Below are 26,237 nucleotides of genomic sequence, written 5' to 3'. Positions count from 1 at the left end.
AAAGGGTCCAGATTTGATCTGGCCCCGGATTTGACAGGTTTCACAAAAACTTCACGAACAAAAAGGGCCCGGCCTGACAAGCAGACCGGGCCATATGTTCTGATGTGTCGCTTCACTCAGTGAAGTTTGGCATCGACCTCTGCGATTGCATCGTCGATCAGCTTGTTGCTGGTCTGGGCCGTCATCTGCTTTGCAATGACGCCCTGTGCCGCGGCGATGGCCACTGCGATGGCCTGATCCCGCACTTCCTTGACCGCAGACTGTTCGGCCGATGCGATCTGATCCTCCGCGGCCGCCAGCCGACGCGCGATAGAGGCCTCAAGATCCTTTTTGGCCTGTTCGGCGGCCAGAGTGGCCTCTTCCTTGGCGGCACTCACGATAGCATCCGCCTGAACCTGCACCTCTTTCTGCTTGCGCTCGTAGGAGGCCAGCAGGGTTTGTGCTTCTTCGCGGAGCGCGCGGGCTTCGTCCAGCTCTGACTGGATCCCCTCGGCGCGCTTGTCGAGCATGCCGAAGACCAGCCCCGGCACCTTGAAATAAACCAAGACGCCGATGAAAAGAATGAACGAGATCAGGACGACAAAATCGGTATTGGCGAGCGAGAAGAACGGCCCTTTCGCAGCCAGCGCGGGCGTGGCGGCACCGAAGGTCAGGGTGAGGGCGAGAAGTGTCCGCATGTCGTTACCCTTTCATCCGGTTGGCAACTGCCGCGTCGATTTCGGCCTGATCGACCGATGCGCCCATCGCGGACACGACTTCGGCCGCGGTTGACTGCGCCACTTCTTTGACGCTTTCGACAGCGCCGGCGCGGATCTCGGCAATCGCCTTTTCGGATTCCGCAGCTTTCGCGGCAATCTCTGCATCGGCTTTCTGGATCGCCACGTCGAGATCCGCCTGAATTTCTGCCTTCGTCTCGGCCACGATGCGCTGTGCTTCGGCGCGCGCGTCGGCAAGGGCCTTGTTATAGGCCTCTTCGGCGGCGACAGCTTCGGCCTTCAGCTCTTCGGCCTTGGCGATGTCATTCGTGATCGTGTTCTGACGTTCGGTCAGAATAGCACCGATCCGCGGCAGGGCGACGCGGGACAAAATGAAATAGATCGCCAGCAGCGCCAGAACCAACCAGAAGATCTGGTTTCCGAATGTGGAAAAGTCCAGCTGCGGCATGCTGGGGCTGGCCGCGGCGTCGGCTGCACCAGGTGTTTCGGTTGCCATATCCGTCTCCTTCAGGAACCTGCCGTTACATCGGGCAGGCGCTGCGTCACAGCACCCGCCCGACCGTAAGGATGTGTACCCTTAAAGGATCAGACGGCAAACATCAGCAGCAGCGACACGAGGAACGCGAAGATCCCCAGGGCTTCTGCAAACGCGATGCCGATGAAGAGCGTTGCGGTCTGCGATGCAGCCGCGGACGGGTTGCGCAGGGCACCGGCCAGGAAGTTGCCGGCCACGTGGCCCACACCGATAGCAGCGGCGCCGGAACCGATAGCGGCCAGGCCTGCGCCGATGAATTGACCCATTTGTGCGATATCGCCTTCCATGTCTTTTCTCCTTACGATGGAATGAGGTGATTTCTGTGCGGTAAGGCGGGGTGAACCCCGCCTTACATCAATGATGCGGATGCAGCGCGTCCTTGAGGTATACGCAGGTCAGGATCGTGAAAACGTAAGCCTGAATGAAGGACACCAGCACTTCGAGACCGTAGATCGCCATGACGCCGAAGATGGCAATCGGCGCCACCGCAGTGACCTGGGCAAACCCGGCAAACACTTTCAGAACCGCATGGCCCGCCATCATGTTGCCGGCCAGACGAATGGAATGGCTGACGGGGCGAACGAAATAGGAGATCAGCTCGATCAAAGCCAGAACGGGGCGAAGCGGCAGAGGGGCGCTCGACACCCAGAAGAGGCTGAGGAAAGATGCGCCGTTTTTCACGAAACCCAGAACGGTGACCGCGATGAAGACGCCAAAACCCATCACGGCGGTCACAGCGATGTGAGAGGTGGTCGTAAAGCTCATCGGGATGAGGCCAAGGAAGTTGGCGCAGACGATGAACATGAAGAGCGTCATGATATAAGGGAAATACTTGATCCCGTCCTTGCCGGTGACGTCCTCGACCATCTTGTAGATAAAGCCATAGGCAAGCTCAGCCACCGATTGGCCACGGGACGGCACGATCGCGCGTTTGGACGATCCCAGCACCAGCAAAGCGAACACGGCCAGGACGGCAAGAGCCAGCCACAGCGTTACGTTTGTCGGCGTGTACCAAGACACCGCATCCCCGCCGAAGAGCGGTTTGACGATGAACTGGTCCATCGGATGAAACTCGAGGCTGCTGCCACCTTCTGCCGTTGCTTCGCTTGCCACGTCTCAGCTCCTGTCGTCCGTCTCGGCCCTGTCGGACCCTGTCTCTGCCTCGGCCTCTTTGGCTTCGGCTTTCTCCTGAACCTCCCTCGCGCTGCGCATCATCGTCTGAATGCCGGCCGCGAGGCCCAGGAACGTAAAGATCACGAGGAAGATCGGAGTTGTTCCGAACAGGCTGTCGAGCCCATACCCCATGCCGAAACCGATCCCCAGACCGGCCACGAGTTCGATCACCATCCGCCAAGCAAGCTGAGCCTGGGAGTAGTGTTCATCCGCACGGGGCTTGGGCGCCTGGGCCGCTTTGGCCGCTGCGATCCGGTCTTCAAGCTGCCTGAGTTGCTGCTCTTTGTCCGGATCTGGCACACCACCCCTCCTTGGATGACTTGACGCTTTGCTATGCTGCGGAGCGGCATGAGTCAATCGCCTGATCCAAGCCGTCAGATATGGGATAACCCTATGTTATATTGGGTATTTCCGCCCAGAAGAAGGATATGGGATTTTGAGTCGCAGCCTGCGTTAGCGCCAACCTCGGCGGTTTCGCATATTCAACCGAAAGGTTGATTTTCACCCCGCACGCAGATGCTGCGTCTGCTCCAGCAGCCAGGTTCGGAACTGCCGCACGGCCTTGCGCCGCATCCCCTGCTGGCTGCAAAGCAGGTGATACGCCCCATCCCGAATGCCGATCTCCGACACTTGAACAAGCCGCCCGGAGCGCACCTCATATTCGACAGCGTCGAAGGCACCCAGATAGAGGCCCAGCCCATGGAGTGTCGCCTCTAGCGCGTATTGTGACATCATGCGCCAGCGGCTGTCGGGGACGAGGCCGTCCGGGAATCCCGCCGCCGCGCACCAGGTTTCCCAGACCGGATTGCCGCGATCCTTGTAAAGGCGATGGGTGCGCACCGCTTCTGGCGTGATGCGATTGTCCGGTAACAGGCCCGGCGCGGAGAACGGGTAGAGCGGGGCGGTGCTCAGCACATCTGACGGTACATCCAGCACACCGCTATGGGCAAAGCGGATAGCAATGTCCGCCTCATAGCGCTCAAGATCAGCGAGGGCATGAGACGCGTCGAGCCGCAATTCGACTTCCGGGAAGGTCTCGTAGAAATCAGGCAGGCGCGGGATCACCGCTTTGGCCGCGAAGAGCGGCTCGGAGCTAACGGTGAGCCGACCCGAGGGCGTTTCGGCGACGCTGTCCGTCGCCTCTCCGATCACGTCGAGCGCGGGCGTCACCCGGTCGAGATAGGCCCGTCCATCCCGTGTCAGCATGACACCGCGCGCGGCGTCACGGAAAAGCTGTGCGCCCAGGCGGTCTTCCAGCCCGCGGACATGGCGGGAAATGGCGGAATGACTGACGCCCAATTCCTCCGCCGCGCGACTGAAACTTTCATGCCGGCCCGCCGCCTCGAAGGCGCGCAGCGCGTTCAACGGGGGAAGGTTGCGGTGCATGAAAGATGTGTGCAGTTTTGGCACAAGTCATGTCAAGCAACGATGTTTGTCAGATCGGCCCAGAGGTCCGATATTGGCCTCAGACTTCCTGAAAGAGAGACATGTCATGCAGAGTGACCGGCTCAACGTGCATTTGCACGCCCGCATAATCTGTGCCCTGCGCAGACATATTCCCTGGCCCCTTCGGACACGCAACAGGGTCAGGACAGCGCTGTCGCCCGACCCCAAGGCCGGTCTTCCAGATCATCTGGCCGATGATATCGGCCTCTCCGAGTCCGAGCGCGAACGGATGCGCCTGCAGCTTCCATCCCAGACCACGCGCCACCCTATGCTTTGACGCCTGCCCCGGCGGGGCGTATGAGGTCGGGATGGCACATCCGCTCGACACTGTTTTCGCCGCCCTGGCCGACCCGACCCGGCGGCAGATCCTGTCGATGCTGCTGGAGGACGATATGGCGGTGACCGATGTGGCCGAACCTTTTGAGATGTCACTGGCCGCGATCTCAAAGCATCTGGGCGTACTCACGGCGGCGGGCCTGATCAGTCAGGAGAAGCGCGGGCGGGTGAAGTGGTGCAAGCTGGAACCTGACGCGCTGAAAGAGGCCAGCGTCTGGATGCAGGGCTTTGGTCAGTTCGAACCGGTGAACCTTGACGCGTTCGAACGCTTCCTGCAGAGCGAATTGGGCAGCTAAGCGCGAAGCTGCCCGTCGGGCGCCACGCCCCTTTGCGGCACTCTTTGCGTTGGCCATGGTCGGACATGGGTCTGCGAACACCCGCCCGATCATGATGGGTGAGCCCCTGCGCGGCCCGGTCTACGCTTTTGCTTCCTTCAACGCGTTCCGCACGAATTTCGCGGCAGAGCGGTAGTGACTTGCGCCGGACGCCTCGGCGAAGCGGCCGGTGGTCCATTTGGACTGCCCCGGCATCGGGCCGCCATAAAGCTCAGCCTCGGTCATGGTGTCGATCCGCTCCAGCAGGGTTTTGTGCGTCGCTTCCAACTCTGACTTGGCTTCTTCCCAGGTCATATCCGCCTGATCGGCGCGCAGTTTTGCATTGTAATCCTTGAGCTGGTTCCACTTGTACCCTTTGGCTGGCAGGTGCACCTCACGTGCGGCGGCACCATCATCCACCCAGCCAAAGAACATACGGGTCCAGTGGGCGCGGTGGGCGACCACGTCCTTGATCGAAACATCGTCGCCGAATTTGTGCAGGGCCAGCGTCTCCGGCAGCGGATCTATGAGCTTGCGCAATTTGCCGTATTCCTTTGCAGTCACGGCATGCAGTTCGGCCTTGGTGGTGGCAGCGGGCATCTGGTCCTCCTCTGCCCGCCAGAATGCCTTGGCCCGACCAACCAAGCCTTGATCCGCATCAATCAGCTTTCATCGCGTAACAGCAGGCCAAGCGCGATCACCGTCAGGCCGACACCGCCAAGAATGAGGCCACGTGGGACACCATTGCCCAGCGCGATTTCCCACAAAATGACCCAGGACGGTGTCAGGTAGGTATACGCCATGACCTTGGCTGATGGCAGACGCAGCGTGGCGAATTGCAGCAAAACAAACGTCGCTGCACTGGCGAAGATCGCGATGTAGGCAAGCGTGATCCAAACGATGCCAGGCAAACCCGCCCAATCGGTGGCGCGGATGTCGCCCCACCCCCACAGGGTCAAGACCGCGCCGCCCGCCAGAAGCATTCCGAAGGTGAAGACCACCGCAGGCTCACCGCGGTTCAGCTTGCGCACCATGGGCGTATAGACCGCATGCGCCATGCATCCCCAGAAATAGATGACTTCCCCACCCCCGATCTGAAACGCGGCAAGCGCGGCGAGATCTGCGCGAAAAATGACCCAAAGCGCGCCGACCGCCCCGATGGTCAGCGCCAGCGCCATACGCGGCGTTGTGATCTGGCGCAGCAAAAGCCAGCCGAACCCCGCTGCCATGACCGGCGTCAGCGTGAAGACAGCCGCGGCACTGACCGGGGCCGCCGTTTTCAGCCCCTCGAACATCAACACGAAATAGGTCGCGAAGAGACCGCCCAGAACAAGGTAGCGCCAGGGCGCGACGAAATGCTGAGCGCGCAGGCCGGACGTTGCAAGGGCGGCCACGCCGATCACCAGGGCCGCGATGCCGAAACGCGCGGCATTCAGCGCGGTGGGCGCGATTTCGTTCGCGGCCAAGGCGCCCAGCGAGAAGGACCCCGCGACCAGTGCCGAAAAGAGCAGCATGGCCGCGTGGCCCTGCAATTGTGGGGTCATGCACCCCAATCCTTGGCGGCTGCCTTGAGAAATTTCAGGAAACTCTGCACCTTGGCTGTCCGGTGAAGATCGACATGGGTAACCAGCCAGAGCGGCGCGGACCAATCATCCATGGGCGGATGAACTTCCACCAGATCCGACCGGCGCGCCGCGTCGCAAACAGCGACAAAGCCGATGCCGGCCCCGGCGGCCACCGCCTCTTCCATCGCGCGGATGTCGGAGCTGCGGAAGGTAACGGCCTCCGCCGGAACATGGGCCCGCAGCCAGCGGTTGAAAGGGGCGCGACTGGTTTCATTGTCGGAACTGACAAAGCGGTGCTTGGCAAACTCCGACGGATTGGCGGGCTTGCCGAACCGGGCGATATAGTCGGGGCTGGCATAAAGCGCCATGCGCTGCCGCAGAAGCGGCTGAACCACATTGTCAGGCTGATCCGGCGCGGTCCCGGCACGGATCGCGACATGCGCCTCGCCATATTCCAGGCGAAAGAGCCGCTCTCCGGTCAGATATCGGACGATCAGCCCTTCATTCTCGGCCTGGAACGCGCTGAGGGTGGGTACGAGCATCGGTGCCAGCGAGACCAGCGAGGTGACCACCAGTTCGCCGGTAACATCGTCCCCCTGCCCCTTGATCCGGCCGGAGAGCTGATTGAGCTGATCCTCGGTCGTCTGGGCGACGCGCATCAGATCCTCGCCCGCTTCGGTTGGCGTGTATCCACGGGCATGGCGTTGAAAGAGTTTCACGCCCAATCGGGCCTCGATCACATCGATATGACGGATGACGGTTGCATGGTGCACGCCCAGAACCTCGGCGGCGCCACTGACCGTTCCCATGCGGGCAACCTGATAGGCTGTGCGGACTTCATCCCAGTTATCCATCAAACACTCCAAGCCTTATTGTGCATTTACTCACATTGGCTGTTTCTAATCGTACGTTGCGTTCGTTTTTGCAAGGGCCAATTCTAAGACCATACACACCAGCAGGAGCCTTGGACATGACCCAACACGTTCTTCACATCGACAGTTCGGCCCGCGAGGCCGGATCGGTTTCACGCGACCTGTCAGCCAAAATCGTGGCGAAGCTGAATGCGACGCAGGTAATGCGGCGCGACCTCAACGACCATTTGCCGTTCGTAACGGACGCATGGATTGCCGCCAATTTCACACCAGAAGATCAGCGCGATGCGGTTCAGCGTGATCTGCTGGCCCTGTCCGATCAGATCGTGGAAGAGGTTCTGGCCGCAGATACGATCGTGATCGGTGCGCCGATCTACAACTTTGCCGTCCCGGCCAGCCTGAAGGCCTGGATCGACCTGGTCGCACGCGCCGGTAAAACCTTTCGCTATTCCGAGAACGGGCCCGAGGGATTGCTGAGCGGAAAACGAGCCATCATCGCCATCGCCTCTGGCGGAACGGAAGTGGGATCGGAGGCGGATTTCGCCTCGGACTACTTGCGGCACATCATGGGCTTCATTGGCATCACCGATGTGGAAATCATCTCGGCGGATCGCATGATGGTCGACCCGGACGCGGCATTGGCGACCGCGCAAGATGCGCTTGACAAGCTGGCCGCCTGAGGTCCTTCAGACCGCACCGGGCCGATCCCTGTGATCGGCCCGCAAGGATGCGCGACCGGATGGATCCGGTCGCAGGCCGCGCGGCGGCTGACCTTGATCTGTTCCGTTTTCGATCTGCGAGTGGCAGGAGGCGGTCCATAGATCTTTGAGTGACGAGCAAACTGGCCCGTCGGGCAATTTCCATTTTTGCCGCTCTCCGTTGAAGACAGCTTACGAGGGCGTATCTTGGTGAGAGTGAACAATTGCCGTGACATTGACCAGGCCAGATGAAGATCACCCGTGACACGCCGGATCAACTGATCCTGGAGCACCGGAATTTTGCATATGTGCTCCCCGCCGGCATCGTCACATTGCTGTTCTTCTGGCTGCTGATGTTGATGACCACGCAAGGCTTTGAGCTGCGCGCCTTGCTGATCGTCGGCCTTGCCAGCGTCGCGGCCTTTGTTGTGACCCTTTTCCTTCCGGAACGGAGCCAACTCATCCTCGATACCTCGACCGGCCTCGCGGAACATCGCAGGAAGACCCCGTTCGGCTATCGCAGCATCAACTATGATTTGTCCGACATCGACCAGATCGGCATCGAACGCAGCTTTACATCGCAAGGGAACCCGGCTTACCGCGCACGCCTTGAGGTGGGGCGCGGGATGAGCGCGGGCCAGCATCTGCTGACCCGCGGCTTTGATCTCGCCGAAGCCTCGCTGAGCGATCTTCAGCGCGCGAACGAATGGTTGGACGCCGTCAGAGGCTAATGCACCCGACCTGCAACCTCCGCTTCATAGCGTTGCTGCATGTCTTCAACAGCCTTGGCATGCTTCTCGGCAAGTTCGGGGCGCAGTTTCTCTGCCCGTGCCGCGCTGTCCATCGTGGGCAGGTGATGGCCCTGGAAGTGCGGCATGACATGGCGCGCGATCAGCTCATAGGATTTGTGGGTCGCGACCGGGTCAGCCCAGTTGTGGGCAAGCATCAGATACGCCCCGAAACCGCCATTTGACTGCTTCATCAGACGATCGATCTGGGCAATCGCCATGTCAGGCGTCCCAATCGCGCCGAAACCGCTTTCGTTCACGAATTCGATCATCTCCTTCACGTTATTGCCCGGAACTTCCATTTGCGGAAAGGCCGCGACAGCCTGGAAATAGTGGAACCACTGCTCCATCCCGTATTCGACATCCTTGTAGGCCTGTTCCATCGTGTCGGCGATATGGACCATGCCCACCAGCCGCCACTTGTTGCGATCCACGGTTTTGCCGTGGGCTTTGGCCTCTGCTTCCATCACGTCCCAATGCAGCGCCAGCGCGTCGAAACCCGCAGCCGAAGTGGCACCGATGGACAGCAAGCCCGTGCCGTGCCGACCGCCGAGACGCGGCCCAGCCGGTGAAGCCACCGCCGCCGTGACCACGTCAAAGAGTGGGTTGGAATAGGGTTTCAGGTGCAGCCGTGCATCACGCAGATCCCAGCGGTCGTTCTTGAACGTCACCGGCTCGTCACTCGTCAGAAGCTGCATGATCACGCCCAGGCTGTCTTCGAGCAGCCCGCGCGTCTGACCCGGATCGATCCCGATCATCTTTGCGTCCGTGGGCAGGGCACCCGGACCCACGCCGAGCATGACGCGCCCGCGGGTCAGGTGATCCAGCAGAACAATGCGTTCGGCGACCCAGAGCGGATTGTGGTAGCTGAGCGAGACGACACCGGTCCCCAGCTTGATGTTGCGCGTCCGCTCTGCCGCGGTGGCCATGAAAATCTCGGGGCTTGCGATGATCTCGGATCCGGCGGAGTGATGTTCCCCGATCCAGGCCTCATCGTACCCGCAGCGGTCGAGATGCTCGATCAGCTCGAGGTCATTGTGCAATGCAAGCGTCGGGTTAATGCCGGGCTTGTGAAACGGCGCCAGGAAAATACCGAAACGCAATCTGTTCTGCATGGTCTTCGTCCTCCCTTGATGATCATGAGCGAACGGGCCGAAACCCGGCCACGCATGTCACGCCAGCAAAGGCGGTCTGGGCGATTCCCGCAAACAAAAGTTGACGCAGCGGTAGCCATCTCTGAAATCCGCCTATCCGGCTTCTGACACCCTGCGGAACCCAAAGCTTTGCCCACGCGTTTACCGGTATCTTTTCTGTCGGGAGTCTTTGCATGAAGGATCAGGCGCCACACGCGTTCGAAAACAAGAAGGGCGCGGAAGACGAAAACGTCGAACAAGCCTCGAAACTGGCGCCGAGAATGATCTACGAAGTCATTCGCCGGGACGGAGAAGAAGAGCTTGAGCGACCGACCAGCGCGCTGTTCTGGTCCGGTGTCGCGGCCGGGCTGATGATCAGCCTGTCTGTTCTGGGTGAGGCGATCTTGCGCACCTATCTGCCCGATACCGGATCGCGGTATTTGATAGAGAACCTGGGCTATAGTCTGGGTTTCCTTGTCGTCATCCTTGGCCGGATGCAGCTTTTTACCGAAAACACCATCACCACGGTTTTGCCGTTCATGGCCCGCCCCGGTTTGGGGATGCTTGGCTGCGTGATGCGGCTTTGGTCTATCGTGCTCGGCGCGAACGTTCTGGGCGCATTTGCGGTCGGCGCCCTTTTTGCGCTGACCTCCGCGATCCCGGATGACCTCCGCCCGGCCATCGAGGACTTGTCACGCCACGCCACCGGATTTGCCCCGGCTGAGGCCTTCATGCGGGCCATCCCCGCCGGTGTTCTCGTCGCGTCCATCGTCTGGATGTTGCCACAGGCCGAAAGCAGCTCTTTCTGGGTGATCGTTGCTTTCACATGGCTGATCGCGGCAGGCGATTTCACCCACATTATCGCGGGCTCCGTCGAAGCGGCCTATCTGATCTGGCAAGGTCTTCTTGGCATACCCGACGCGCTTCTTCAGTTCTTCCTGCCTGTGCTGGCCGGTAATATCATCGGGGGAACCGTGGTCTTCGCCCTGCTGGCCTATGGTCAGGTCCGCGAGGAGATCTGATCACGCTGCCAGACGTCAGAACGGCGCTGTGGAAAAATCCAGCCCGTCGATGTCACGCATGTAAGCCTCGAAAAAGTCGGAGAAGGTGGCGACCAGAGGGGGTAATTGTTCATAAGGGGGATAGAAGAGGGTGAGCCAGAGAGGCAGCACCTGCCAACCCTCCAGCAGACATTCGACTGTGCCCTCTTGAAGGCCGGGCGCGAAGATGAAGTCGGGCAACAAGGCAAGACCGTTACCCGACCTCACCAGCGCATAAAGAAAATCGCCATTATTCGATACGACGCCGGACCCGGCCGTAATTGTCCGGCGCGCGCTGCCATTGCGAAACTGCCATTTTTCGGCTGTACCGCTTGCACTGTAGGAGAGGCAGATTTCAGGATTGATCTCGTCCGGGGAGGCAGGCCGCACGGTACGGTCGAAAAGGGACGGTGCCGCAATGACGTGGCGCGGCACTTCGCAGATCTTGCGCCAGATAGTCGATTTGTCCGAAGGCGGTCCCGAAATACGGATCGAGAGATCGCAGGGCTCTTCCAGGATATCGACCAGCGCATCGGTCATCTGAACGTTCAACGCAATATTCGGATAGGCCAGCCGGAACCCGGAGACCAATCCAGGCAGAAGCCGCAGCCCCATCGACATCGGCGCGTTGATCTTCAACTCACCCCGGTCGGCAAGCCCCGCGCGGCCCAGATCACGCCCAGCGCGATCAAACTCCTCCACCAGCGGTCGATAGCGCGATGCAACGATCGCACCCGCGCTTGTCAGGGAAACCTGCCGCGTGGTGCGCACCAAAAGCTGCTGCCCCAGATCCGCTTCGAGTTTGGCAATGATCCGGGTGACGGACGCAGGCGTCATCTGCAATCGGCGCGCTGCGGCGACAAAGCTGCTTTGATCGGCAACTTCAAGGAAGACGCGAATGGGCCTGAGTTCGTCCATTTACATTATTATCAATCATCGAAACAGTAAATGTATCTTTGTTTCAATTCAAAACATCAATCAAGCGGCTAAGTTCAGATGCAACACTATCTGAGCTTGATCGGAGATCGATATGCTGAACGAAATCCAAGGCCTGCATCACGTGACCTCACTGGCGGCAGATGCCAACGACAACAACGCCTTCTTCACCGGAACACTCGGCCTGCGTCGGGTAAAGAAAACGGTCAATTTCGATGCGCCCGACGTCTACCACCTTTATTACGGGGATGCGCAGGGAACGCCGGGTTCGGTGATGACCTATTTCCCTTTCGGCCAAATGGCGCGCGGGGCTCGCGGGGTTGGTGAAGTGGGTGTGACCGAATTCGCGGTTCCCCGAGGCAGCCTTGGATTTTGGACGGATCGCCTTGCCGGCCAAGGTGTGAGCGGGCTGGCCGAGCAGCACGCCTTTGGAGAGAAGCGGCTGGACTTCGACGGCCCCGATGGCGACAGCTTTGCGCTTGTGGAGAGTGACATGAGAGACCGGACCCCCTGGACCAGGTCGGACCTGTCTGAAGACGTTGGCATTCTTGGTTTCCGCGGCGCCCGTTTCCGTCTGCGCGATGTGGATGCGACCGGCGAATTGCTCCGCTTCATGGGATATCAAGCTGCTGAAACCGAAGGAGACGTGACGCGCTATATCATTGAGGGCGGCAACGCGGCCGACACCATCGACCTGGAGAAGGTGCCAGAGGGCCGCGCGGCCAATCAGGGCGCGGGGTCGGTGCATCACATCGCCTTTGCGGTCAAGGATCGGGCTGCGCAACTTGAGGTTCGCAAGGCGTTGCTTGACACCGGGTATCAAGTCACGCCTGTCATCGACCGGGACTATTTCTGGGCCATCTACTTCCGCACACCGGGGGGGATCCTGTTTGAAATCGCGACAAACGAGCCGGGTTTCGACCGGGACGAGGATACCGCTCATCTGGGTCAGGCCTTGAAACTGCCCGAGCGGTACGAGCCGCATCGCGCACGGATCGAGGCGCATCTGCCCGCCATAAGCGACGATGGGGAGCCGGGGCATGCTTGACACGAGTTACATGGCACTGACCAGCCCGCCGGACCAAGGCGCGCCGCTGATCTTTGCCTTCCACGGCACGGGTGGGGATGAGACACAGTTCTTCAGGCTTGCGCAGCAGCTTGTCCCCGGCGCAGGCGTCATTTCCCCACGGGGAGATGTGTCAGAGATGGGGGCCGCGCGGTTTTTCCGCCGCACGGGAGAAGGCGTCTATGACATGGAGGACCTTGCAAGCCGCACCGAAAAGCTGCGCAGTTTCGTCGCCTCCCATAAGACGCGGTACGCCAATACGCCCGTCTATGGGTTTGGGTATTCGAACGGCGCGAATATCCTGGCATCGGTTGCCATGACCGATCCTGATCTCTTTGACCGGATCGGTCTCTTGCACCCGCTGATCCCATGGGATCCTAAGCCGCAACCTGGCTTGAAGGGGCGGCGCGTTCTGGTGACCGCTGGACGGCAGGATCCGATCTGCCCGCTTCCCATGACCGAACACCTGATTTCGTGGTTCGGAATTCAGGGCGCAAAACTGACGGTCGACCTGCATGATGGTGGTCATGAGCTACGCTCAACCGAATTGGCGACGTTGCAGACGTTTCTGACCGAATAAGGCCGCAGCCATCCGGCGGATGTCCGGTGGATCCATGCCGCCCCCCAGGGTAATCCGCCAGCGACGCGGGCGCGAAGGACTGGGTCAGCTGTTCTTTGCCGTCGGCACACGCCGCGTACTGCGTTGATCTTGAAAAAGAAAAACCGTTCGCAATGTGGCTTCAGGCTGAAGGCCTGAAAATGACGGAACCCGGCGGGCAGAACGGTGTTTAATGGTAGAGATAGAATAGCGCCTTTGATCCCTATCGAAGGCGGTTGCTACCATTTCCGCCGTGTCCATGCGGCGGACTACCAAGGGAGACTTATTATGGTCGAAATCGCAGGCATCGGCGGGTTCATCCTGCTCATCCTCAATATATGGGCAATCGTTTCGGTGATCGGCTCATCTGCGAGCACCGGCACGAAAGTGCTCTGGGTTCTGCTGATCCTCGTCCTTCCGCTGATCGGCGTGATCGCTTGGCTTATCCTGGGTCCGCGCGCTTCCAAGCGCGTGGTCTGACATGCGCCTCGTCCCCGAGGTTCGTGGCATCCTTTGGTCCACGTTACGTGGATTGGCCGCCGATATCGGCGACAAAAACCTCGGCCTGATTTCGGCTGGGGTTGCGTTTTTTTCCATGCTGTCGCTATTCCCGGCGCTCGCGGCCTTTGTTGCGATCTGGGGATTGTTTTCCGATCCCGTCGTCGTGTCCGAGCAGCTTGAGGTGCTGCGGCCCTTGGTGCCGGCTGATGTCTATAGCCTCATCGAAGTGCAGTTGACGGGCATTGCAGGGGCGCAGAACCAGACCCTCGGCTGGGCCGGTGTTTTGTCCATTCTTCTAGCACTCTGGTCCGCGCGGGCAGGTGTAGGCGCCATGATGATGGGTCTGAACGCGATCTTCGAGGAGAAGAACCGGGGCGGACTTGCACATTACGCGACGGCGCTGGGTCTTACGGTCGCCCTTGTCTGCGTTGGCATGGTCGCGATGCTTGCGGTGGTGATCACTCCGATCATTCTTGCATTCATACCCCTTGGCCCCATTGCCAGCATCACCGCAGAAGCACTGCGCTGGCTCATCGGGATCTTTGTCATCTTTGTGGGCATCGCGCTTTTATATCGCTACGGCCCGAACCGACGGGGTCCAAAATTGCCGTGGATCACGCCCGGGGCGATCCTGAGCGTGATTTGCTGGATTGCGGTATCGATCGCGTTTTCCGTCTATATCTCTCAGTTCGACAGCTACAACAAAACCTATGGATCCATTGGCGCCGTGATCGCCATGTTGATGTGGCTTTACCTTTCAAGCTTTCTGGTTCTGCTTGGCGCCGGGCTGAACGCGCATCTGGAACTGCGGACGCGCATAGACACCACGGTCGGGGAAGATCGTCCTATGGGTCAGCGCGGTGCGTATGTCGCGGACAACCTGATCGAAACGAAACCCTGACTTGTACGCAAGTCAGGGTCTCATCCGTTGATCGCGACGGGCACTTAGATCAGTGGACGCGGTCGGGCTTCCTCTTCCTGCATCATCGCAAGTTCAGCCAGTCTGTCGTAATTGAGGATGTTGAGCTCTCCATCGGACCAGCGCGCCATCTGCGCGTCCCGCAGTTTGGACAATGTCTTGTTGGTATGAACGAGAGACAGGCCCAAAGCGTCCGCCAGATCCTGCTGACGAAACGGGAAGGGCATGGATCGATCCTGCGCAAGGCCAAGCGCGTCACATCGGTGATACACCTTCAGCATGGCCCAGGCGACCGACGATTCGGCGCTTCTTTGCCCCACGGTGGTGAGCGCTTCGCCTAGAAAATGCTCCTCAACTGCGGCAAGCCATGTGATGTCGAAGGCACGTTCGGTGTTGCTGCGAAAAAAATTGAAAAATGCCTTCCGGTCAAAGACACACAGCGTCATCTTGGTGGTCGCCTCGACGGAATGGCTCATCTCGCCCATGATGCCCGCCTGTAGGCCAATGAAATCACCGGGAAAGATCAGATTGATCACCTGCCGCCGCCCGTTGGGCAATGTCTTGTAACGAATGCCCATACCCCGCAACGCGGTATAGAGTTGTGGTGCATTTGACCCCTCAAGCATCAGGGGCGTTCCGGGATCGACAACCAGCTCACCCGACTTAAACCGCTGTGTTTGTTGCGCTTCTTCTTCACTCATGCCCTGAAACAGCGGCTTGGTTCGCAGGGGGCAATCTTTGCACTGCGTGGTCATCGCGATTCCTTCAATTGCTATGTCATAGTTTAATGCGCAGCGCCGAAGCAGGTTCCATAATGCGGGCGAAGCATTCCCGGTCATGACATCGAAACAGGCGGTTCCCCGTGCAGGTCATCATTGTTGAAAAAGACACGTTCGTGGCCGAGGATATCGCCAGTATTGTCGGTGCCCGGTTCCCTGACGCCCCTCCGGTCATGGTGCCCGATCTCGAGCAGTGCCGCGAGACGCTGGACCGCATCGGCCATTGTATTCTGGCGGTGATTTGCGCCAGTTCGGCAGAGCTTGCGGCCTCCGGTGTGATAGAACAGCTGGAGCGCATCCGAAGCGCAATGGTGGTCATCGACGCGTCGGAAGACGGCGGGATGTCAGGCGAGACGACCCTGGCGCGCATCACCAAGCCCTTTTCCCAGGATACGCTGAACAGCGCAATTACATCGGCGCTGGCCTTGCGCGACAGCTTTCCCGGACGCTGATGACTGGAAGGCGGATGCCGTGAGCCGCGGCATTTAGATCAGGAACAATCTCACGACCCCGGCGTTGACCTTTCGACCACAACGAAAGGAGTGAAAGCGCTATGGCTAATGCACTGAATGTCGTTCCCGAGACCGATGTCGTGGAAACAGGCGTGCGTAACATCGATGCAATCGCCAAGGGATTGGCGGATGTTCTGGCAGACACGTACCGGCTGATCTTCAAAACACATGCCTATCACTGGAACGTGGAGGGCCCGATGTTTTATTCGGTCCACAACCTGACAGAGGCACAATACGAGGACATGTTCGCCGCCGCCGACGACCTGGCCGAGCGAATCCGCGCCCTGGGCAAGCTGGCACCGATGAAGATGGCGGAAATCATGCAGAACTCGGTGATCGAAGATCACGACAGCCTGCCCAGCGCCGGTGACATGTGCGAAGACCTTGCCGCCGATCACGAGCGTATCGCGCATCGTCTGCACGCGCTCATCAAGCTGTCGGAAGAAGGCGAGGACCCGGTGACCGAAGATTTGGCCACCGAGCGGTCAAACTTCCACGAAAAGGCAGCTTGGATGCTTCGCGCGATTTCTAAAAGCTGACGGATGTGAAAAGGCCCCGGTCAACACCGGGGCCTTTGTTCAAGCTAGAAGCGTTTCCGTTGACGAAAAGAACATGGCCTGACTGATTGCTGATCTGACCTGATCTTCGGAATAGGGTTTTGAGATCAAGAAAGCAGGTTCCGGGCGCTCGCCTGTCAAAAGACGTTCTGGGAATGCCGTGATAAAGATGACCGGTCGCTCTCCGCTTGCGGCAAGAATTTCATTGACCGCGTCAATGCCCGACGAATTGTCGGCGAGTTGAATGTCTGCAAGGATAAGATCGGGAACTTCTCGCTCGGCCAATGCCACCGCGGAGACATGCGTACGCGCCACGCCAGTGACGCGGTGCCCCATATCCGCAACCAAGCTTTCGAGATCCATGGCGATGATCGCCTCGTCCTCGATGATCATGACCTTGCCAGAAACGGCGTCTTGCATTTCCTGACGGGCCGTCGTGATCAGCTGGTCGGCCTCTCCGGTGCTCATATCCATGATCCGTCCAACATCAGTGATGCTGAATTCCTCAATCGTATGAAGCAAAAGCGCCTCGCGGCTGTTTTCCGTCAGCTTGGAAAGATAGGCCTGCGCCCTCGCTTCCAGCCCGCTGCCCGCCTCTTCGACCGGCGCGCCGGTGCTTTGCCAGATACCATGAAATGTTTTGAAGAGCGCGACCTTGGCCGGATGGCTTTCCAGTATCGACTGATCCGTCAACAAAGCTTCGAGCGTTGCAGCGGCGTATTGGTCGCCCGTTCCCTGCGATCCGGTCAAGGCCCGCGCGTAGCGGCGCAAGTAAGGCAGGGACGTTGCAATCTCGTCCGTTTTGTTTGGCTTGGCGCTTTCCGACATGTCACTCCAACCTTTTTGAATTTTTTCGGGAACCTAACGCCTCATCACATAGTTAGGTTCCGGTGAGAGCGAATTTTTTATTATCTTGACCGGAAGGCAACGAGCGTATCATGGCTGACGACGATGGCAAAACGCCACAGGACATCGCGATAGACGAAAATCTCAAGCGCGTCTTCCAACCGACACTGGAGGAGGAGGTTCCGGATCGGTTTCGGGATCTGCTTGCTCAGCTGAAAGAAAAAGAAGCAGCCGGAGGCATGTCGAATGACAACGCCTGACCCCCGCGAAGAGCTCCTCGAACACATCCCTTCGATGAGAGCCTTTGCGCTTTCGCTCACCCGGAACTCCGCCACCGCGGATGACATGGTGCAGGATACGCTGGTCAAAGCCTGGACAAACATCGACAAATTCGAGGCGGGCACCAACATGCGCGCCTGGCTCTTCACCATCCTCCGCAACACCTATTATTCAAGCCGCCGAAAGCTCAACCGCGAGGTCGCCGATATCGATGGCGTCATCTCTCTGAACCTGGCCGAGAAGCCGGCGCATGATGGTCGTTTGAACCTGATGGATTTCAAGCAGGCCTTTGATCAGCTTCCCGATGAACAACGCGAGGCGCTGACATTGGTCGGCGCGCAGGGCTTTGCCTATGAAGACGCGGCAGAAATGTGTGGCGTTGCCGTCGGTACGATCAAAAGCCGGGTAAACCGCGCAAGAAATCGTTTAACCGAACTTATGAGTTTGGACGCCGACGATGCCATAGAATTGACGGATCAGGCCACACAGGCCGTCGTCGCATCAAACGGAGCCGGCGCTTTTTGATAACAATACCGACTGCGCGCAAGCGCAAGGGGCTGGTATTCCGGGTAACGGTTTTCCTGTCCGTTGCGCTTGCTCCGATTGGCATCATCGCGGTGCTGCAAACGCTTGAAGTCATGCATCAGACCGCGCGTTCGTCCGAACTGTCGGTTCTGACACTGACCCGCGATGCGGCGTCGCGCGAACAACTCTCTCTTGAGCGTGCTTTCGGCGCGGCAGAAGCCCTTGGCGCCGTGGCACTTTCGCTTCGCCGCGACGGTGAAAGGTGCGACAGTTATCTTCGGCAGTTCATCGAAGCCAACCCCAAGTACTCATTTGTCGGGCTCCTTCCCAGAGATGGGATCATGACCTGTTCAAGCACAGAACAGGAATATGACTTTACCACGTTCGACCGTTTTGACGAGATCATGGAGACCCCCCGCCCGGTCGTTGAGGCGAATTTCAATGCGCCGCTCAGCGGAACTTCGGTCGTGATCGTCAGCCAGCCGGTTTTCGAGGAGGACAGCTTTGTCGGATATCTGACCCTCTCGATACCTCATGACTGGATCGACCCGACCGCAGACTTGACCCGTCTGGAAAAGCCGATCGGCTTGCTGACCTTCAACGCGTTCGGGCAGATCCTGACAGCGGAACGGGGTGTCGATACCGCAATGCGGCAACTTCCCCCGGATCTTGATCTGACCAGGTTCGTCGGATCCACCTCGGACGTCTTTGTCGCTGAAGACAGCAATGGGCAAGAGCGCGTCTACACAGTTGTCTCCATCATACCGGAGACCGTCTACGCCCTGGGCACCTGGACTTCCGACCAAGGGATCGCGTCGAGGGTCCGCCCCGCAGTGTGGAGCGTACCGTTTCCGATCCTGATGTGGATCGCCAGCGTTCTCGTTGCCGTCTATGCCCTGGATCGCCTCGTTATCCGCCACGTCAAATCCCTTCGCGGACAGATGGTCTCCTTCGCGCGCAATCGTACCTTACCAAGTCCGCTCAAGGGCTCCTCGGTCCCAAGCGAGCTTAGCGAAATGCGCGACACCTTTGCCGCCATGGCCAATCGCGTGATTCTGGAAGATGCCGACCGCGAAAACGTCATGCGCGAGATGGAGGGGCTGATCAAAACGCAAAATGAGCTGCTGAATCAGAAAGACGCTCTCGTCCATCAAAAATCCATTCTGCTGAAAGAAGTGCATCACCGGGTCAAGAACAACCTCCAACTCATCTCGTCGATCATGAACATGCAGCAGCGGACGGCGACCCATTCCGAAACCCGTCAGATCGTGGGCCGGCTTCAGGATCGGGTTCTGGGCCTGGCAAAGATCCACCAGCGCCTTTATCAGACCGAGCGCATCGACAAGATCGACGCCGGCGCGATGATCCAGGATCTGATCGGTCAGATGTCCAGACTGGGTTCTGAAAGTATCGTGCCGCAGAACATCAACGTGTCGGCCGAGACCATTCAGCTCTTCCCGGATCAGGCGGTCCCATTTTCGCTTCTGGTGTCCGAGTTGATGACGAACGCGCTGAAATACGCGCGTGCACCGGAGGGGCAAGCGCCCACCATTGATGTCAGCCTGATCGAAGAAGAGGATGACACGGTCGAGCTGAAGATCGCCAACTCCATCTCAGACGAACGCGCCCCGCCAAGCGGAACAGGTCTGGGCAACCGGTTGGTACAAGCTTTTGTCAATCAACTCGACGGCGAGATCATAGTCGAGGAAGCGTCAGACGAATACCGGGTGATCGTGACCTTCACCCGCAGCGAGTTCGTACCGGAAGAGCGGGACTACTGATTATCCCGCTAAGGCGGACCGCCAGAGAAAATCGCGCTTTGACGGAACTGAAGCGGGCTGCGGACGTTGTTTAGGTGAATGCTGCAACGCAACATATTCGGAGGCGAAGCGATGAATTGGGACCAAATTCAAGGAAAATGGAAACAGCTCAAAGGTGAAGCCCAAAGCACGTGGGGACGCCTGACCGACGACGACTGGGACCAGATTGATGGGGACCGGGAGAAATTGGAGGGCGTCATCCAGGAAAAGTACGGCGCGTCAAAGGAAAAGGCGCGTGCCGATGTGGATGAGTGGCTTAGCAGTAAATCGTGAGTGCCGCGCGTGGCCGGTTCTAACGGGCACGCGCTTCACCACACCTTTAACTTATGAGCACAACAAACCGAAACTTTTCCGATCTTCCGGTCTCAGAAACGCGGCGCGGCAAAGAACGGCGCATCGGCGTTGAGATTGAATTCGGCGGTCTGACCCTTGAGGAGACCGCTGACGTCCTTGGCCGTGCCCTTGGCGGTACTGTCACCAACAAGAACGGCAAGTGGCGCATCACAGATACATCCATTGGTGAAGTTACCTTCTACCTCGACACCCGTTTCCGGCAGGATATCAGCGCACTGCAGTCGGAATGGATCGACGCTGCCGCACGCAGTGTGATCCCGGTAGAGATTATAACCAAACCTCTCTCCCATTCCGAACTGAACGAACTCAGCGCGTTGGAAACCTTGCTGCGAGCCGAAGGCGCGCTTGGCAGCCGCCGGTCGCTTTTTCTGGGCGTGGGGGTGCACTTCAACGTCGAAGTCCGGTCGCTGGATCTTGACGATATCCTTCCCGTTCTCAGGGCCTATGCGATGGTCGAACGAGCGCTGCGTCGCGCCGATCCAGTCGATATCACCCGCGACATCACAACATTCGTGGATCCCTATCCAAAGGCGCTTGCGCGACACCTTGCACTGGCGCCCCCCGGCAGCATGGATGAGCTTATCTCGCTCTACCTCACCCATGCGCCGTCGCGCGATCACGGTCTCGATATGCTCTGCATTTTTGCCGAGATCGCGCCGGAGCGGGTGGCACGTGCCGTCAACGACAGCGCTGTATCTGCGCGGCCGACCTTTCACTTTCGCCTGCCTGAATGTCGTATCGACGAAGCGGATTGGTCCCTCGTTCAGGAATGGCAACGCTGGGTGGCCATCGAAACGATCGCGGAAAGCGATGGCCTTTTGCGTGAGCTGGCAGAGCTTTGGGCAGAGGACCGATCAGAACGCAGCCGGGACGAAGCGATTTATGAGCGCATCCGCCCGCTGATCCAGCGGAGGGAGAGCGCATGATACGCCCTGTGATTGGTGTCACTGTTTCTCAGCGCTCTGGCTGGCGGATTTTTCCCCTGATGGCACTGAATATCTGGCTGGCTGGCGGACGCGCGGTGAAATGGCAAAATCCGTCTGATATCGAACTGGGGGCAGTCGATGGGGTTGTCATCGGTGGGGGAGATGACATCTCGCCCACGCTTTACGACGGCGCGCTGACCCTTGAGGCGCGCCTCGACCCGGCGCGTGACGAGATGGAGGCCACGCTTCTGGGGGCCGCCTTTGATCGCAATTTGCCCATTTTGGGGATTTGCCGGGGGTCGCAAATGATGAACATCGTGCTTGGCGGGTCGCTTCATCAGAATGCATACGGCGTCTATCGTTCGCGCAAGTATCATACAATTCTGCCACGCAAGACCGTCACGCTGGAAGCAGACAGTCGCCTGGCCGGTATCGTCGGCTGCAACCCGATGCGGGTCAACGCGCTGCACAGTCAAGCCGTCAACAGCCTCGGGCGTGGCCTTCGCGTTGCAGCCCGCGATTGTGACGGCATGATCCAGGCGATTGAACGGACCAGTGAACCCTTTGCCCTGGGCGTGCAATGGCATCCCGAGCACCTTTTTTACGCCCGACGCCAACGCGCCCTTTTCCGCACCCTGGTGACAGCAGCGCGTGCCGGACGCCGCAACAGGGCACAATTGCCGGCGGTCACCGGTCTTGCCCGCGATCTGCACGGCTAACAACGCGAAATCCGACGGAACCAGAGCCGAAGATCGCGCGTTTTTCCGTCGAAGATGGAGCAAACGAAAGGAGGCAGCTATGGATGTTTCATTGCTGGTTGGCGGCCTCGCGCTTCTCACCATTTCGGCGGTCATCATTTTCGCGGTGACCAGTAAGAGGAAGGTAGAGAAACGGATGCGCGACGAAAACGCCGAGCCGTCCAGCTTGGCCAAGGATGGCTAGGCAGATCCTTTTTCGAAGACACAAGCCTTCTGCAACAGCAGAGGTCTTGTGTCTTTGATCTTTACGACCAAACTGCCCCGGGTATCACAGCCGATGCAGTTTATGCTTTTCCAACAGCCCGATGATCATGGCCTTGGCCTGCTGACGATGGGCCCTGTGAAGGGTGCGCGCATCCTCTGGTCGTCCGGCCCGAATCGCCGACAAGACGCCCCTGTGATCGTCATTTGACTGCGTGGGCAATGGTCGCATGTAAAGCGTCGTGGCCCGTGCGCGGCGCACCTGATCGCTCATCATCGCGGCAATCCCGATCACGCGGGAATTCCCCCCCAATATTACCAATTCCGCATGAAATCTGTCATCCGCTTCCGCCCAGGCTTCGAGGTCTCTTGTTTCGAGCGCGCGGTCCATATCGGTCATCGCGCGGCTCAACTCGACCAGATCCGCTTCCGCATATCCGTGCCGGGCAGCGTTCTCGGCGGCAAGGCTCTCAAGTTCTGTGAGCACGTCGTAGACATCGCGCATGTCGTCGGCCGAAACGGGCAGAATGCGCACGCCCTTACGCGGACGCAGCTCTAGCAGCCCCTGCCCTTCCAACGTAAGCGCCGCCTCACGTACTGGGGTGCGCGACATGCCCAGACGCTCGGCCAGCTCGCTTTCCAGGTGGTCGGACCCGGCGGGCAACTCACCTGAAAAAATCAGTTGGCGCAGTTCCTCCACCGCACGCTGTGTGTTCGACTTTGGCTTAAGTTTGTGTTCTTTCACCCGGTCCCCAATGTGATCTTCCGACCTTCCCTGGCAGAGCGATAGATCGCCTCCTCCGTTTCGATCACCGATAGGTAATCGCGCGCCCGGTTCTCGATGGGCGTCTTGGCAAGAAGGCCAGAAATCACATGGGCTTGCAAGGCATGCACGCAATCGCCTCCGAACCCCTCCCAGGTGTCGGCCTCCAAAAGAACGGTTTCCCGTCTGCAGTTGAAACGACGCAGCCTGACCATTCCGTCGCCGGTCAGACGCAGCGTGCCCTCGGTTCCTTCGAACCAGGCTTCCCCCATCGTGCGGCGCTTGTTGTCCGCGTCGTGATCCAGCGACCGGTTGCCATCAAAAAGCGCGCGCACGCCATCTGAGTGATCAAAGAGGATGTATCCCGCATCCTCTCCGGCAATGACCGGATTGACCTTGCGCAGATCCGCGTAGACCGCACGCGGTTCTCCCAGAAGATAGCGAAACGTGTCGATCCAGTGCACGGCGGTTTCGTGCACCAGGAACCGCTCCATCTGCTGGAAATATGGCTGGCGATCCAGGTAGGCCGCCGGTCCCTGCCCGTCTCCGGGACGCAGACGAAAGGTGGCCTGCAGCACCCGGCCCAGCATCCCGCCGCGCAACGCCTGCTTGATCACCTTGTACCAGGGTTGAAAGCGGAAATTTTCGTGAATGATCAAAAGCGTGCCAGCCGCCTCGGCCTCGGCTGTCAGAATGCGGGCCTCGGCAAGAGAGAGACCAAAGGGTTTCTGACAGACAATCGTTTGAACTCCCGCTGTCAGCGCCGCCCGGATCGCCTCGGCCTGAGCAACCGGCGGTAAAATGACGTCAAGAAGATCGGGGCGGGTCTCTGCCAGCATGGCATCGAGGTCGGTATAGGCCGGCAGGCCGGTCGCCTCGGCCTTGGCCAAGTCACGATCACAGGCACCGACCAGCGACACACGGCCGATGCGAGCCCAGCTTCCATAGTGGAACCGGCTGAAATATCCGGCCCCGACGCAGGCGACCCTGATCTGCCCGTTCATGCCACGAACAACGCGTCCAGCACAGCATCTGCCGCGACAGCTGTGCCAGCCTCTCCGCCCAGATCCCGGGTCAGAGCGCGCCCCTCCGCAACGACCCGTTCCACGGCTTCACGCAAACGCGCGCCGTCACGCACCATAGCATCGTTGTCATGCCGCAAGCCAAGCCAGTCCAGCATCATCGCCGCCGATAGGATCATCGCCATCGGATTTGCGATCCCCTGCCCCGCAATATCCGGCGCTGACCCATGACAGGGCTGAAAAACCGCATGATCGAGCCCGATATCGGCCGAGGGTGCCAGACCCAGCCCCCCCATAAGCCCGGCGCCCAGATCCGAAAGAATGTCACCGAACATGTTTTCGGTCACCAAAACGTCAAAGTCCCAAGGCTTCTGAACCATCCAGAGCGCGGTGGCATCGACATAGGCGTGATCCGCCACAAGCTCGGGATATGCCTTGGCTGTTTCGTCGAAAATCTCGCGGAAGAAAGCAAAGGCGCGGAACACGTTGGCCTTGTCGACGCAGGTGACCTTGCCCGGCCCGCGACCTGTGGCCTTGCGACTGCGGGCCAGGTCGAACGAAAACCGAAACAGCTTTTCGGAGATGTCACGGGTGATCCTCAGCGTCTCGCGCGCCTCGTCTGTCTCAACCTCCCCACGACCCTGGGTGAAAAAGAGCCCCTCGGTGCTCTCACGGACGAGGACAAAGTCCACATCCCGCCCTGCGGGAAGGTTCAAAGGTGTAGGCTGCCCTGCCTTGATCGTGACCGGGCGGACACCGGCAAAGAGAACCAGCGCCTTGCGCAGGTCGATTTGCGGTGAGATTTCGGTGCCATCGGCATAGCGCACATCGGGCAGCCCCATCGCCGAGAGCAGGATGGCATCTGAGGCCCGGGCCGCCTTCATCGACGCGGCGGGCAGGGAGTCTCCGGTGTTTGCATAATGCGCAGCACCAGCCGGCCAATAGGTCATCGACAAGGTGTAGGCGCCCGACACCTCGGCCATGCGCCGCAAGATATCCACGGTCGGCGCGGTGATTTCCGGCCCGATTCCATCACCCGCGAAGACCGCAATTTCGAAGTCTGTTTTCATGATCCCCCGCCCATCTTTTGCTTTGAGTGGCACATTTTTCGAATTCGGTCATCGAAAAGTTGACACTACATTCATTAATGCATACGCAAATATATGCAACAATAAACGCATTGAGCTGGGAGGAAGCCAATATGAAACGGACATTCGCAAGGACCGCCGCGGCAGCGGCGCTCGCGCTGGGGCTGGCAACTGCCGGGTCGGCGCAGGACTACCCCTACCGCGACATCACCACCGCCGTGGTCTGGGGCGCAGGCGGCGGCACCGACACGATCAACCGCATGATCATGGCCGAGATGGAAAAACACCTGCCGGTGTCGATCAACGTGATCAACCAGACGGGTGGCGTCGCGGGATCGAATGGCATGGTCTATGTGATGAACCAGCCCGATGACGGCTACACGCTCGTCGGCCTTTCGGAGTCGAACGTCACCGCCGCCGTGCAGGGCGGCTGGGACAAGACATTCGACTATTGGTATCCCTTCATCGTCGGCGGATCGCCCGATCTGATCTCGGTTCCCGCCTCCAGCCCTTATTCCACGCTTCAGGACCTGGTGGACGCGGCCAAAGCCTCTCCCGGCACGATCCCGGCGGCAGCGTCGGGTGCAGGCTCCATCCACCATCTCAACTTGCTCGCGATCCAGCAGGGCGCGGATGCCGAATTCCGGTTTGTGCCCTACAAGGGCTCCGCTCCCGGTCAGGAAGCCGCCATCGCGGGTGAGGTCGAACTGGTCGTCACCTCGCTGGCCGAACAGGCCGCGCTGATCGAAGGCGGACAGCTCAAGCCGCTTGCCATGCTGACCCCCGAAAGCGCTGAAATCGCGGGGATGACCGTGCCGTCGGCCTTCGATATCTATGACGGGCTCGACCAGTATCTGCCCCTCAAGCAGGCCATCGGCTTTGCCGTGCACAACTCCGCGTCAGATGACGTTAAGGCAGCGTTGACCACCGCCTTCGATGCCGCGATGGCCTCGGACACGGTGGCCGAATGGGCCGCCGCCAACAACTACGATATCGGAGGACAGTCCGGGGCCGAGGCGCAGGCGCTCTTCGCCACCCTGGAGAGCACCTTTGCCTATACGCTGAAGGATCTGGGCGCGACCACGGTCGACCCTGCCTCCCTCGGCATCGAAAAGCCCTGACCCTCCCATCTGGGGGCGCGCCCACCGCGCCCCCTTTTTCGTTCCGGACG

Annotated in this window: 35 protein-coding genes; 19 read left to right on the top strand and 16 right to left on the bottom strand. The window is 59.6% G+C overall.

What is annotated here, in order from left to right; all coding sequences use genetic code 11:
• Positions 1–116: 116 nt before the first annotated feature.
• The 6 genes from CFI11_RS01910 to CFI11_RS01885 all read right to left on the bottom strand — a co-directional run bounded on the left by CFI11_RS01910 (position 117) and on the right by CFI11_RS01885 (position 3,810).
• Positions 117–677 (bottom strand): F0F1 ATP synthase subunit B, encoded by a 561-nt coding sequence (locus CFI11_RS01910; RefSeq protein ID WP_130402527.1) that lies wholly within the window; start codon positions 675–677, stop codon positions 117–119.
• 4 nt (positions 678–681) lie between these two features.
• A complete protein-coding gene (locus CFI11_RS01905) occupies positions 682–1,212 on the bottom strand; it encodes a F0F1 ATP synthase subunit B' (protein ID WP_130402525.1) in 531 nt (176 codons plus the stop codon).
• A gap of 89 nt (positions 1,213–1,301) precedes the next feature.
• Complete coding sequence (locus CFI11_RS01900) at positions 1,302–1,538, bottom strand: F0F1 ATP synthase subunit C (RefSeq protein ID WP_130402523.1); 237 nt, start codon at positions 1,536–1,538, stop codon at positions 1,302–1,304.
• A 67-nt stretch (positions 1,539–1,605) separates the two neighbouring features.
• A complete protein-coding gene (locus CFI11_RS01895; RefSeq protein ID WP_130402521.1) occupies positions 1,606–2,364 on the bottom strand; it encodes a F0F1 ATP synthase subunit A in 759 nt (252 codons plus the stop codon).
• Positions 2,365–2,367: 3 nt separating this feature from the next.
• Entirely contained in the window at positions 2,368–2,724 is a 357-nt protein-coding gene (locus CFI11_RS01890; protein ID WP_130402519.1) for an AtpZ/AtpI family protein, read from the bottom strand.
• Positions 2,725–2,925: 201 nt separating this feature from the next.
• Entirely contained in the window at positions 2,926–3,810 is an 885-nt protein-coding gene (locus CFI11_RS01885) for a LysR substrate-binding domain-containing protein (protein WP_130402517.1), read from the bottom strand.
• A gap of 106 nt (positions 3,811–3,916) precedes the next feature.
• On the opposite strand from CFI11_RS01885, the gene CFI11_RS01880 reads away from it, so the two are divergent.
• Positions 3,917–4,147 (top strand): hypothetical protein, encoded by a 231-nt coding sequence (locus CFI11_RS01880; protein ID WP_130402515.1) that lies wholly within the window; start codon positions 3,917–3,919, stop codon positions 4,145–4,147.
• A 31-nt stretch (positions 4,148–4,178) separates the two neighbouring features.
• The gene (locus tag CFI11_RS01875) at positions 4,179–4,502 is read left to right on the top strand and encodes a metalloregulator ArsR/SmtB family transcription factor (RefSeq protein WP_130402513.1); all 324 of its coding nucleotides are present in this window, start codon (positions 4,179–4,181) and stop codon (positions 4,500–4,502) included.
• Positions 4,503–4,622: 120 nt separating this feature from the next.
• Here the strand turns inward: CFI11_RS01875 and CFI11_RS01870 are convergent, their stop codons facing one another.
• From CFI11_RS01870 to CFI11_RS01860, 3 genes are all read right to left on the bottom strand, one after another.
• On the bottom strand, positions 4,623–5,120 hold the full coding sequence (locus CFI11_RS01870; RefSeq protein ID WP_130402511.1) for a ClbS/DfsB family four-helix bundle protein: 498 nt from the start codon (positions 5,118–5,120) through the stop codon (positions 4,623–4,625).
• A gap of 62 nt (positions 5,121–5,182) precedes the next feature.
• Complete coding sequence (locus CFI11_RS01865; protein WP_130402509.1) at positions 5,183–6,064, bottom strand: DMT family transporter; 882 nt, start codon at positions 6,062–6,064, stop codon at positions 5,183–5,185.
• Positions 6,061–6,939, bottom strand: coding sequence for a LysR family transcriptional regulator (locus CFI11_RS01860; RefSeq protein ID WP_130402507.1), 879 nt, complete (start codon positions 6,937–6,939; stop codon positions 6,061–6,063). The genes CFI11_RS01865 and CFI11_RS01860 overlap by 4 nt, the downstream gene beginning before the upstream one ends.
• A 116-nt stretch (positions 6,940–7,055) precedes the next feature.
• Here CFI11_RS01860 and CFI11_RS01855 point away from each other — a divergent pair, with 116 nt between their 5' ends.
• Complete coding sequence (locus CFI11_RS01855; protein WP_130402505.1) at positions 7,056–7,637, top strand: FMN-dependent NADH-azoreductase; 582 nt, start codon at positions 7,056–7,058, stop codon at positions 7,635–7,637.
• Between the two features lie 266 nt (positions 7,638–7,903).
• Positions 7,904–8,386 carry a hypothetical protein gene (locus CFI11_RS01850; RefSeq protein ID WP_130402503.1) on the top strand — a complete coding sequence of 161 codons (483 nt, stop codon included), beginning with the start codon at positions 7,904–7,906 and terminating at the stop codon, positions 8,384–8,386.
• Here CFI11_RS01850 and CFI11_RS01845 read toward each other — a convergent pair.
• Entirely contained in the window at positions 8,383–9,558 is a 1,176-nt protein-coding gene (locus CFI11_RS01845; protein WP_130402501.1) for an LLM class flavin-dependent oxidoreductase, read from the bottom strand. The two genes, CFI11_RS01850 and CFI11_RS01845, sit on opposite strands and share 4 nt — an antisense overlap.
• A gap of 212 nt (positions 9,559–9,770) precedes the next feature.
• Between CFI11_RS01845 and CFI11_RS01840 the strand changes: the two genes are divergently transcribed.
• The gene (locus CFI11_RS01840) at positions 9,771–10,598 is read left to right on the top strand and encodes a formate/nitrite transporter family protein (RefSeq protein ID WP_130402499.1); all 828 of its coding nucleotides are present in this window, start codon (positions 9,771–9,773) and stop codon (positions 10,596–10,598) included.
• Between the two features lie 15 nt (positions 10,599–10,613).
• On the opposite strand, the gene CFI11_RS01835 is transcribed toward CFI11_RS01840, so the two are convergent.
• The gene (locus CFI11_RS01835; RefSeq protein ID WP_130402497.1) at positions 10,614–11,534 is read right to left on the bottom strand and encodes a LysR family transcriptional regulator; all 921 of its coding nucleotides are present in this window, start codon (positions 11,532–11,534) and stop codon (positions 10,614–10,616) included.
• 112 nt (positions 11,535–11,646) lie between these two features.
• On the opposite strand from CFI11_RS01835, the gene CFI11_RS01830 reads away from it, so the two are divergent.
• The 4 genes from CFI11_RS01830 (at position 11,647) to CFI11_RS01815 (ending at position 14,618) form a co-directional block, all read left to right on the top strand.
• A complete protein-coding gene (locus tag CFI11_RS01830; RefSeq protein ID WP_130402495.1) occupies positions 11,647–12,600 on the top strand; it encodes a VOC family protein in 954 nt (317 codons plus the stop codon).
• Complete coding sequence (locus tag CFI11_RS01825) at positions 12,593–13,198, top strand: alpha/beta hydrolase (protein ID WP_130402493.1); 606 nt, start codon at positions 12,593–12,595, stop codon at positions 13,196–13,198. Before CFI11_RS01830 ends, CFI11_RS01825 begins: the two co-directional genes overlap by 8 nt.
• A gap of 306 nt (positions 13,199–13,504) precedes the next feature.
• Positions 13,505–13,696 (top strand): PLDc N-terminal domain-containing protein, encoded by a 192-nt coding sequence (locus CFI11_RS01820; RefSeq protein WP_130402491.1) that lies wholly within the window; start codon positions 13,505–13,507, stop codon positions 13,694–13,696.
• Between the two features lies 1 nt (position 13,697).
• Positions 13,698–14,618 (top strand): YihY/virulence factor BrkB family protein, encoded by a 921-nt coding sequence (locus CFI11_RS01815; protein ID WP_130402489.1) that lies wholly within the window; start codon positions 13,698–13,700, stop codon positions 14,616–14,618.
• Between the two features lie 44 nt (positions 14,619–14,662).
• Here CFI11_RS01815 and CFI11_RS01810 read toward each other — a convergent pair whose 3' ends face one another.
• Positions 14,663–15,391 carry a Crp/Fnr family transcriptional regulator gene (locus tag CFI11_RS01810; RefSeq protein ID WP_130402487.1) on the bottom strand — a complete coding sequence of 243 codons (729 nt, stop codon included), beginning with the start codon at positions 15,389–15,391 and terminating at the stop codon, positions 14,663–14,665.
• Positions 15,392–15,498: 107 nt separating this feature from the next.
• Here CFI11_RS01810 and CFI11_RS01805 point away from each other — a divergent pair, with 107 nt between their 5' ends.
• Together CFI11_RS01805 and CFI11_RS01800 are read left to right on the top strand one after the other, a co-directional pair.
• The gene (locus CFI11_RS01805) at positions 15,499–15,867 is read left to right on the top strand and encodes a hypothetical protein (RefSeq protein WP_130402485.1); all 369 of its coding nucleotides are present in this window, start codon (positions 15,499–15,501) and stop codon (positions 15,865–15,867) included.
• 101 nt (positions 15,868–15,968) lie between these two features.
• Positions 15,969–16,466, top strand: coding sequence for a Dps family protein (locus CFI11_RS01800; RefSeq protein WP_130402484.1), 498 nt, complete (start codon positions 15,969–15,971; stop codon positions 16,464–16,466).
• Positions 16,467–16,505: 39 nt separating this feature from the next.
• On the opposite strand, the gene CFI11_RS01795 is transcribed toward CFI11_RS01800, so the two are convergent.
• Entirely contained in the window at positions 16,506–17,312 is an 807-nt protein-coding gene (locus tag CFI11_RS01795; RefSeq protein ID WP_130402482.1) for a response regulator, read from the bottom strand.
• Between the two features lie 110 nt (positions 17,313–17,422).
• Here CFI11_RS01795 and CFI11_RS24245 point away from each other — a divergent pair, with 110 nt between their 5' ends.
• From CFI11_RS24245 to CFI11_RS24240, 7 genes are all read left to right on the top strand, one after another.
• Positions 17,423–17,590, top strand: a complete 168-nt coding sequence (locus CFI11_RS24245; RefSeq protein WP_165390168.1) for a NepR family anti-sigma factor — start codon at positions 17,423–17,425, stop codon at positions 17,588–17,590.
• Positions 17,577–18,134 carry an RNA polymerase sigma factor gene (locus tag CFI11_RS01790; RefSeq protein ID WP_130402480.1) on the top strand — a complete coding sequence of 186 codons (558 nt, stop codon included), beginning with the start codon at positions 17,577–17,579 and terminating at the stop codon, positions 18,132–18,134. The genes CFI11_RS24245 and CFI11_RS01790 overlap by 14 nt, the downstream gene beginning before the upstream one ends.
• The gene (locus CFI11_RS01785; RefSeq protein ID WP_130402478.1) at positions 18,131–19,915 is read left to right on the top strand and encodes a sensor histidine kinase; all 1,785 of its coding nucleotides are present in this window, start codon (positions 18,131–18,133) and stop codon (positions 19,913–19,915) included. The genes CFI11_RS01790 and CFI11_RS01785 overlap by 4 nt, the downstream gene beginning before the upstream one ends.
• Before the next feature lie 111 nt (positions 19,916–20,026).
• The gene (locus CFI11_RS01780; RefSeq protein ID WP_130409899.1) at positions 20,027–20,227 is read left to right on the top strand and encodes a CsbD family protein; all 201 of its coding nucleotides are present in this window, start codon (positions 20,027–20,029) and stop codon (positions 20,225–20,227) included.
• A gap of 53 nt (positions 20,228–20,280) precedes the next feature.
• Positions 20,281–21,234: an amidoligase family protein gene (locus CFI11_RS01775; RefSeq protein ID WP_130402476.1), complete on the top strand. Its 954-nt coding sequence runs from the start codon at positions 20,281–20,283 to the stop codon at positions 21,232–21,234.
• Positions 21,231–21,953, top strand: a complete 723-nt coding sequence (locus CFI11_RS01770) for a gamma-glutamyl-gamma-aminobutyrate hydrolase family protein (RefSeq protein WP_130402474.1) — start codon at positions 21,231–21,233, stop codon at positions 21,951–21,953. Before CFI11_RS01775 ends, CFI11_RS01770 begins: the two co-directional genes overlap by 4 nt.
• 79 nt (positions 21,954–22,032) lie before the next feature.
• Complete coding sequence (locus tag CFI11_RS24240; protein WP_165390167.1) at positions 22,033–22,176, top strand: hypothetical protein; 144 nt, start codon at positions 22,033–22,035, stop codon at positions 22,174–22,176.
• Between the two features lie 84 nt (positions 22,177–22,260).
• Here the strand turns inward: CFI11_RS24240 and CFI11_RS01765 are convergent, their stop codons facing one another.
• The 3 genes from CFI11_RS01765 to CFI11_RS01755 are packed head-to-tail and all read right to left on the bottom strand — an operon-like array spanning position 22,261 to position 25,048.
• Positions 22,261–22,938 (bottom strand): GntR family transcriptional regulator, encoded by a 678-nt coding sequence (locus tag CFI11_RS01765; protein ID WP_130402472.1) that lies wholly within the window; start codon positions 22,936–22,938, stop codon positions 22,261–22,263.
• The gene (locus tag CFI11_RS01760; protein WP_130402470.1) at positions 22,935–23,960 is read right to left on the bottom strand and encodes a Gfo/Idh/MocA family protein; all 1,026 of its coding nucleotides are present in this window, start codon (positions 23,958–23,960) and stop codon (positions 22,935–22,937) included. The genes CFI11_RS01765 and CFI11_RS01760 overlap by 4 nt, the downstream gene beginning before the upstream one ends.
• Complete coding sequence (locus tag CFI11_RS01755; protein WP_130402468.1) at positions 23,957–25,048, bottom strand: isocitrate/isopropylmalate dehydrogenase family protein; 1,092 nt, start codon at positions 25,046–25,048, stop codon at positions 23,957–23,959. Before CFI11_RS01755 ends, CFI11_RS01760 begins: the two co-directional genes overlap by 4 nt.
• 131 nt (positions 25,049–25,179) lie before the next feature.
• Between CFI11_RS01755 and CFI11_RS01750 the strand changes: the two genes are divergently transcribed.
• Entirely contained in the window at positions 25,180–26,187 is a 1,008-nt protein-coding gene (locus CFI11_RS01750; protein WP_130402466.1) for a tripartite tricarboxylate transporter substrate binding protein, read from the top strand.
• Positions 26,188–26,237 lie beyond the last annotated feature (50 nt).

Origin of the sequence: Thalassococcus sp. S3 (assembly GCF_004216475.1) — a bacterium.
Classification (GTDB): domain Bacteria; phylum Pseudomonadota; class Alphaproteobacteria; order Rhodobacterales; family Rhodobacteraceae.
This window is presented reverse-complemented; position numbering and strand designations above follow the sequence as displayed.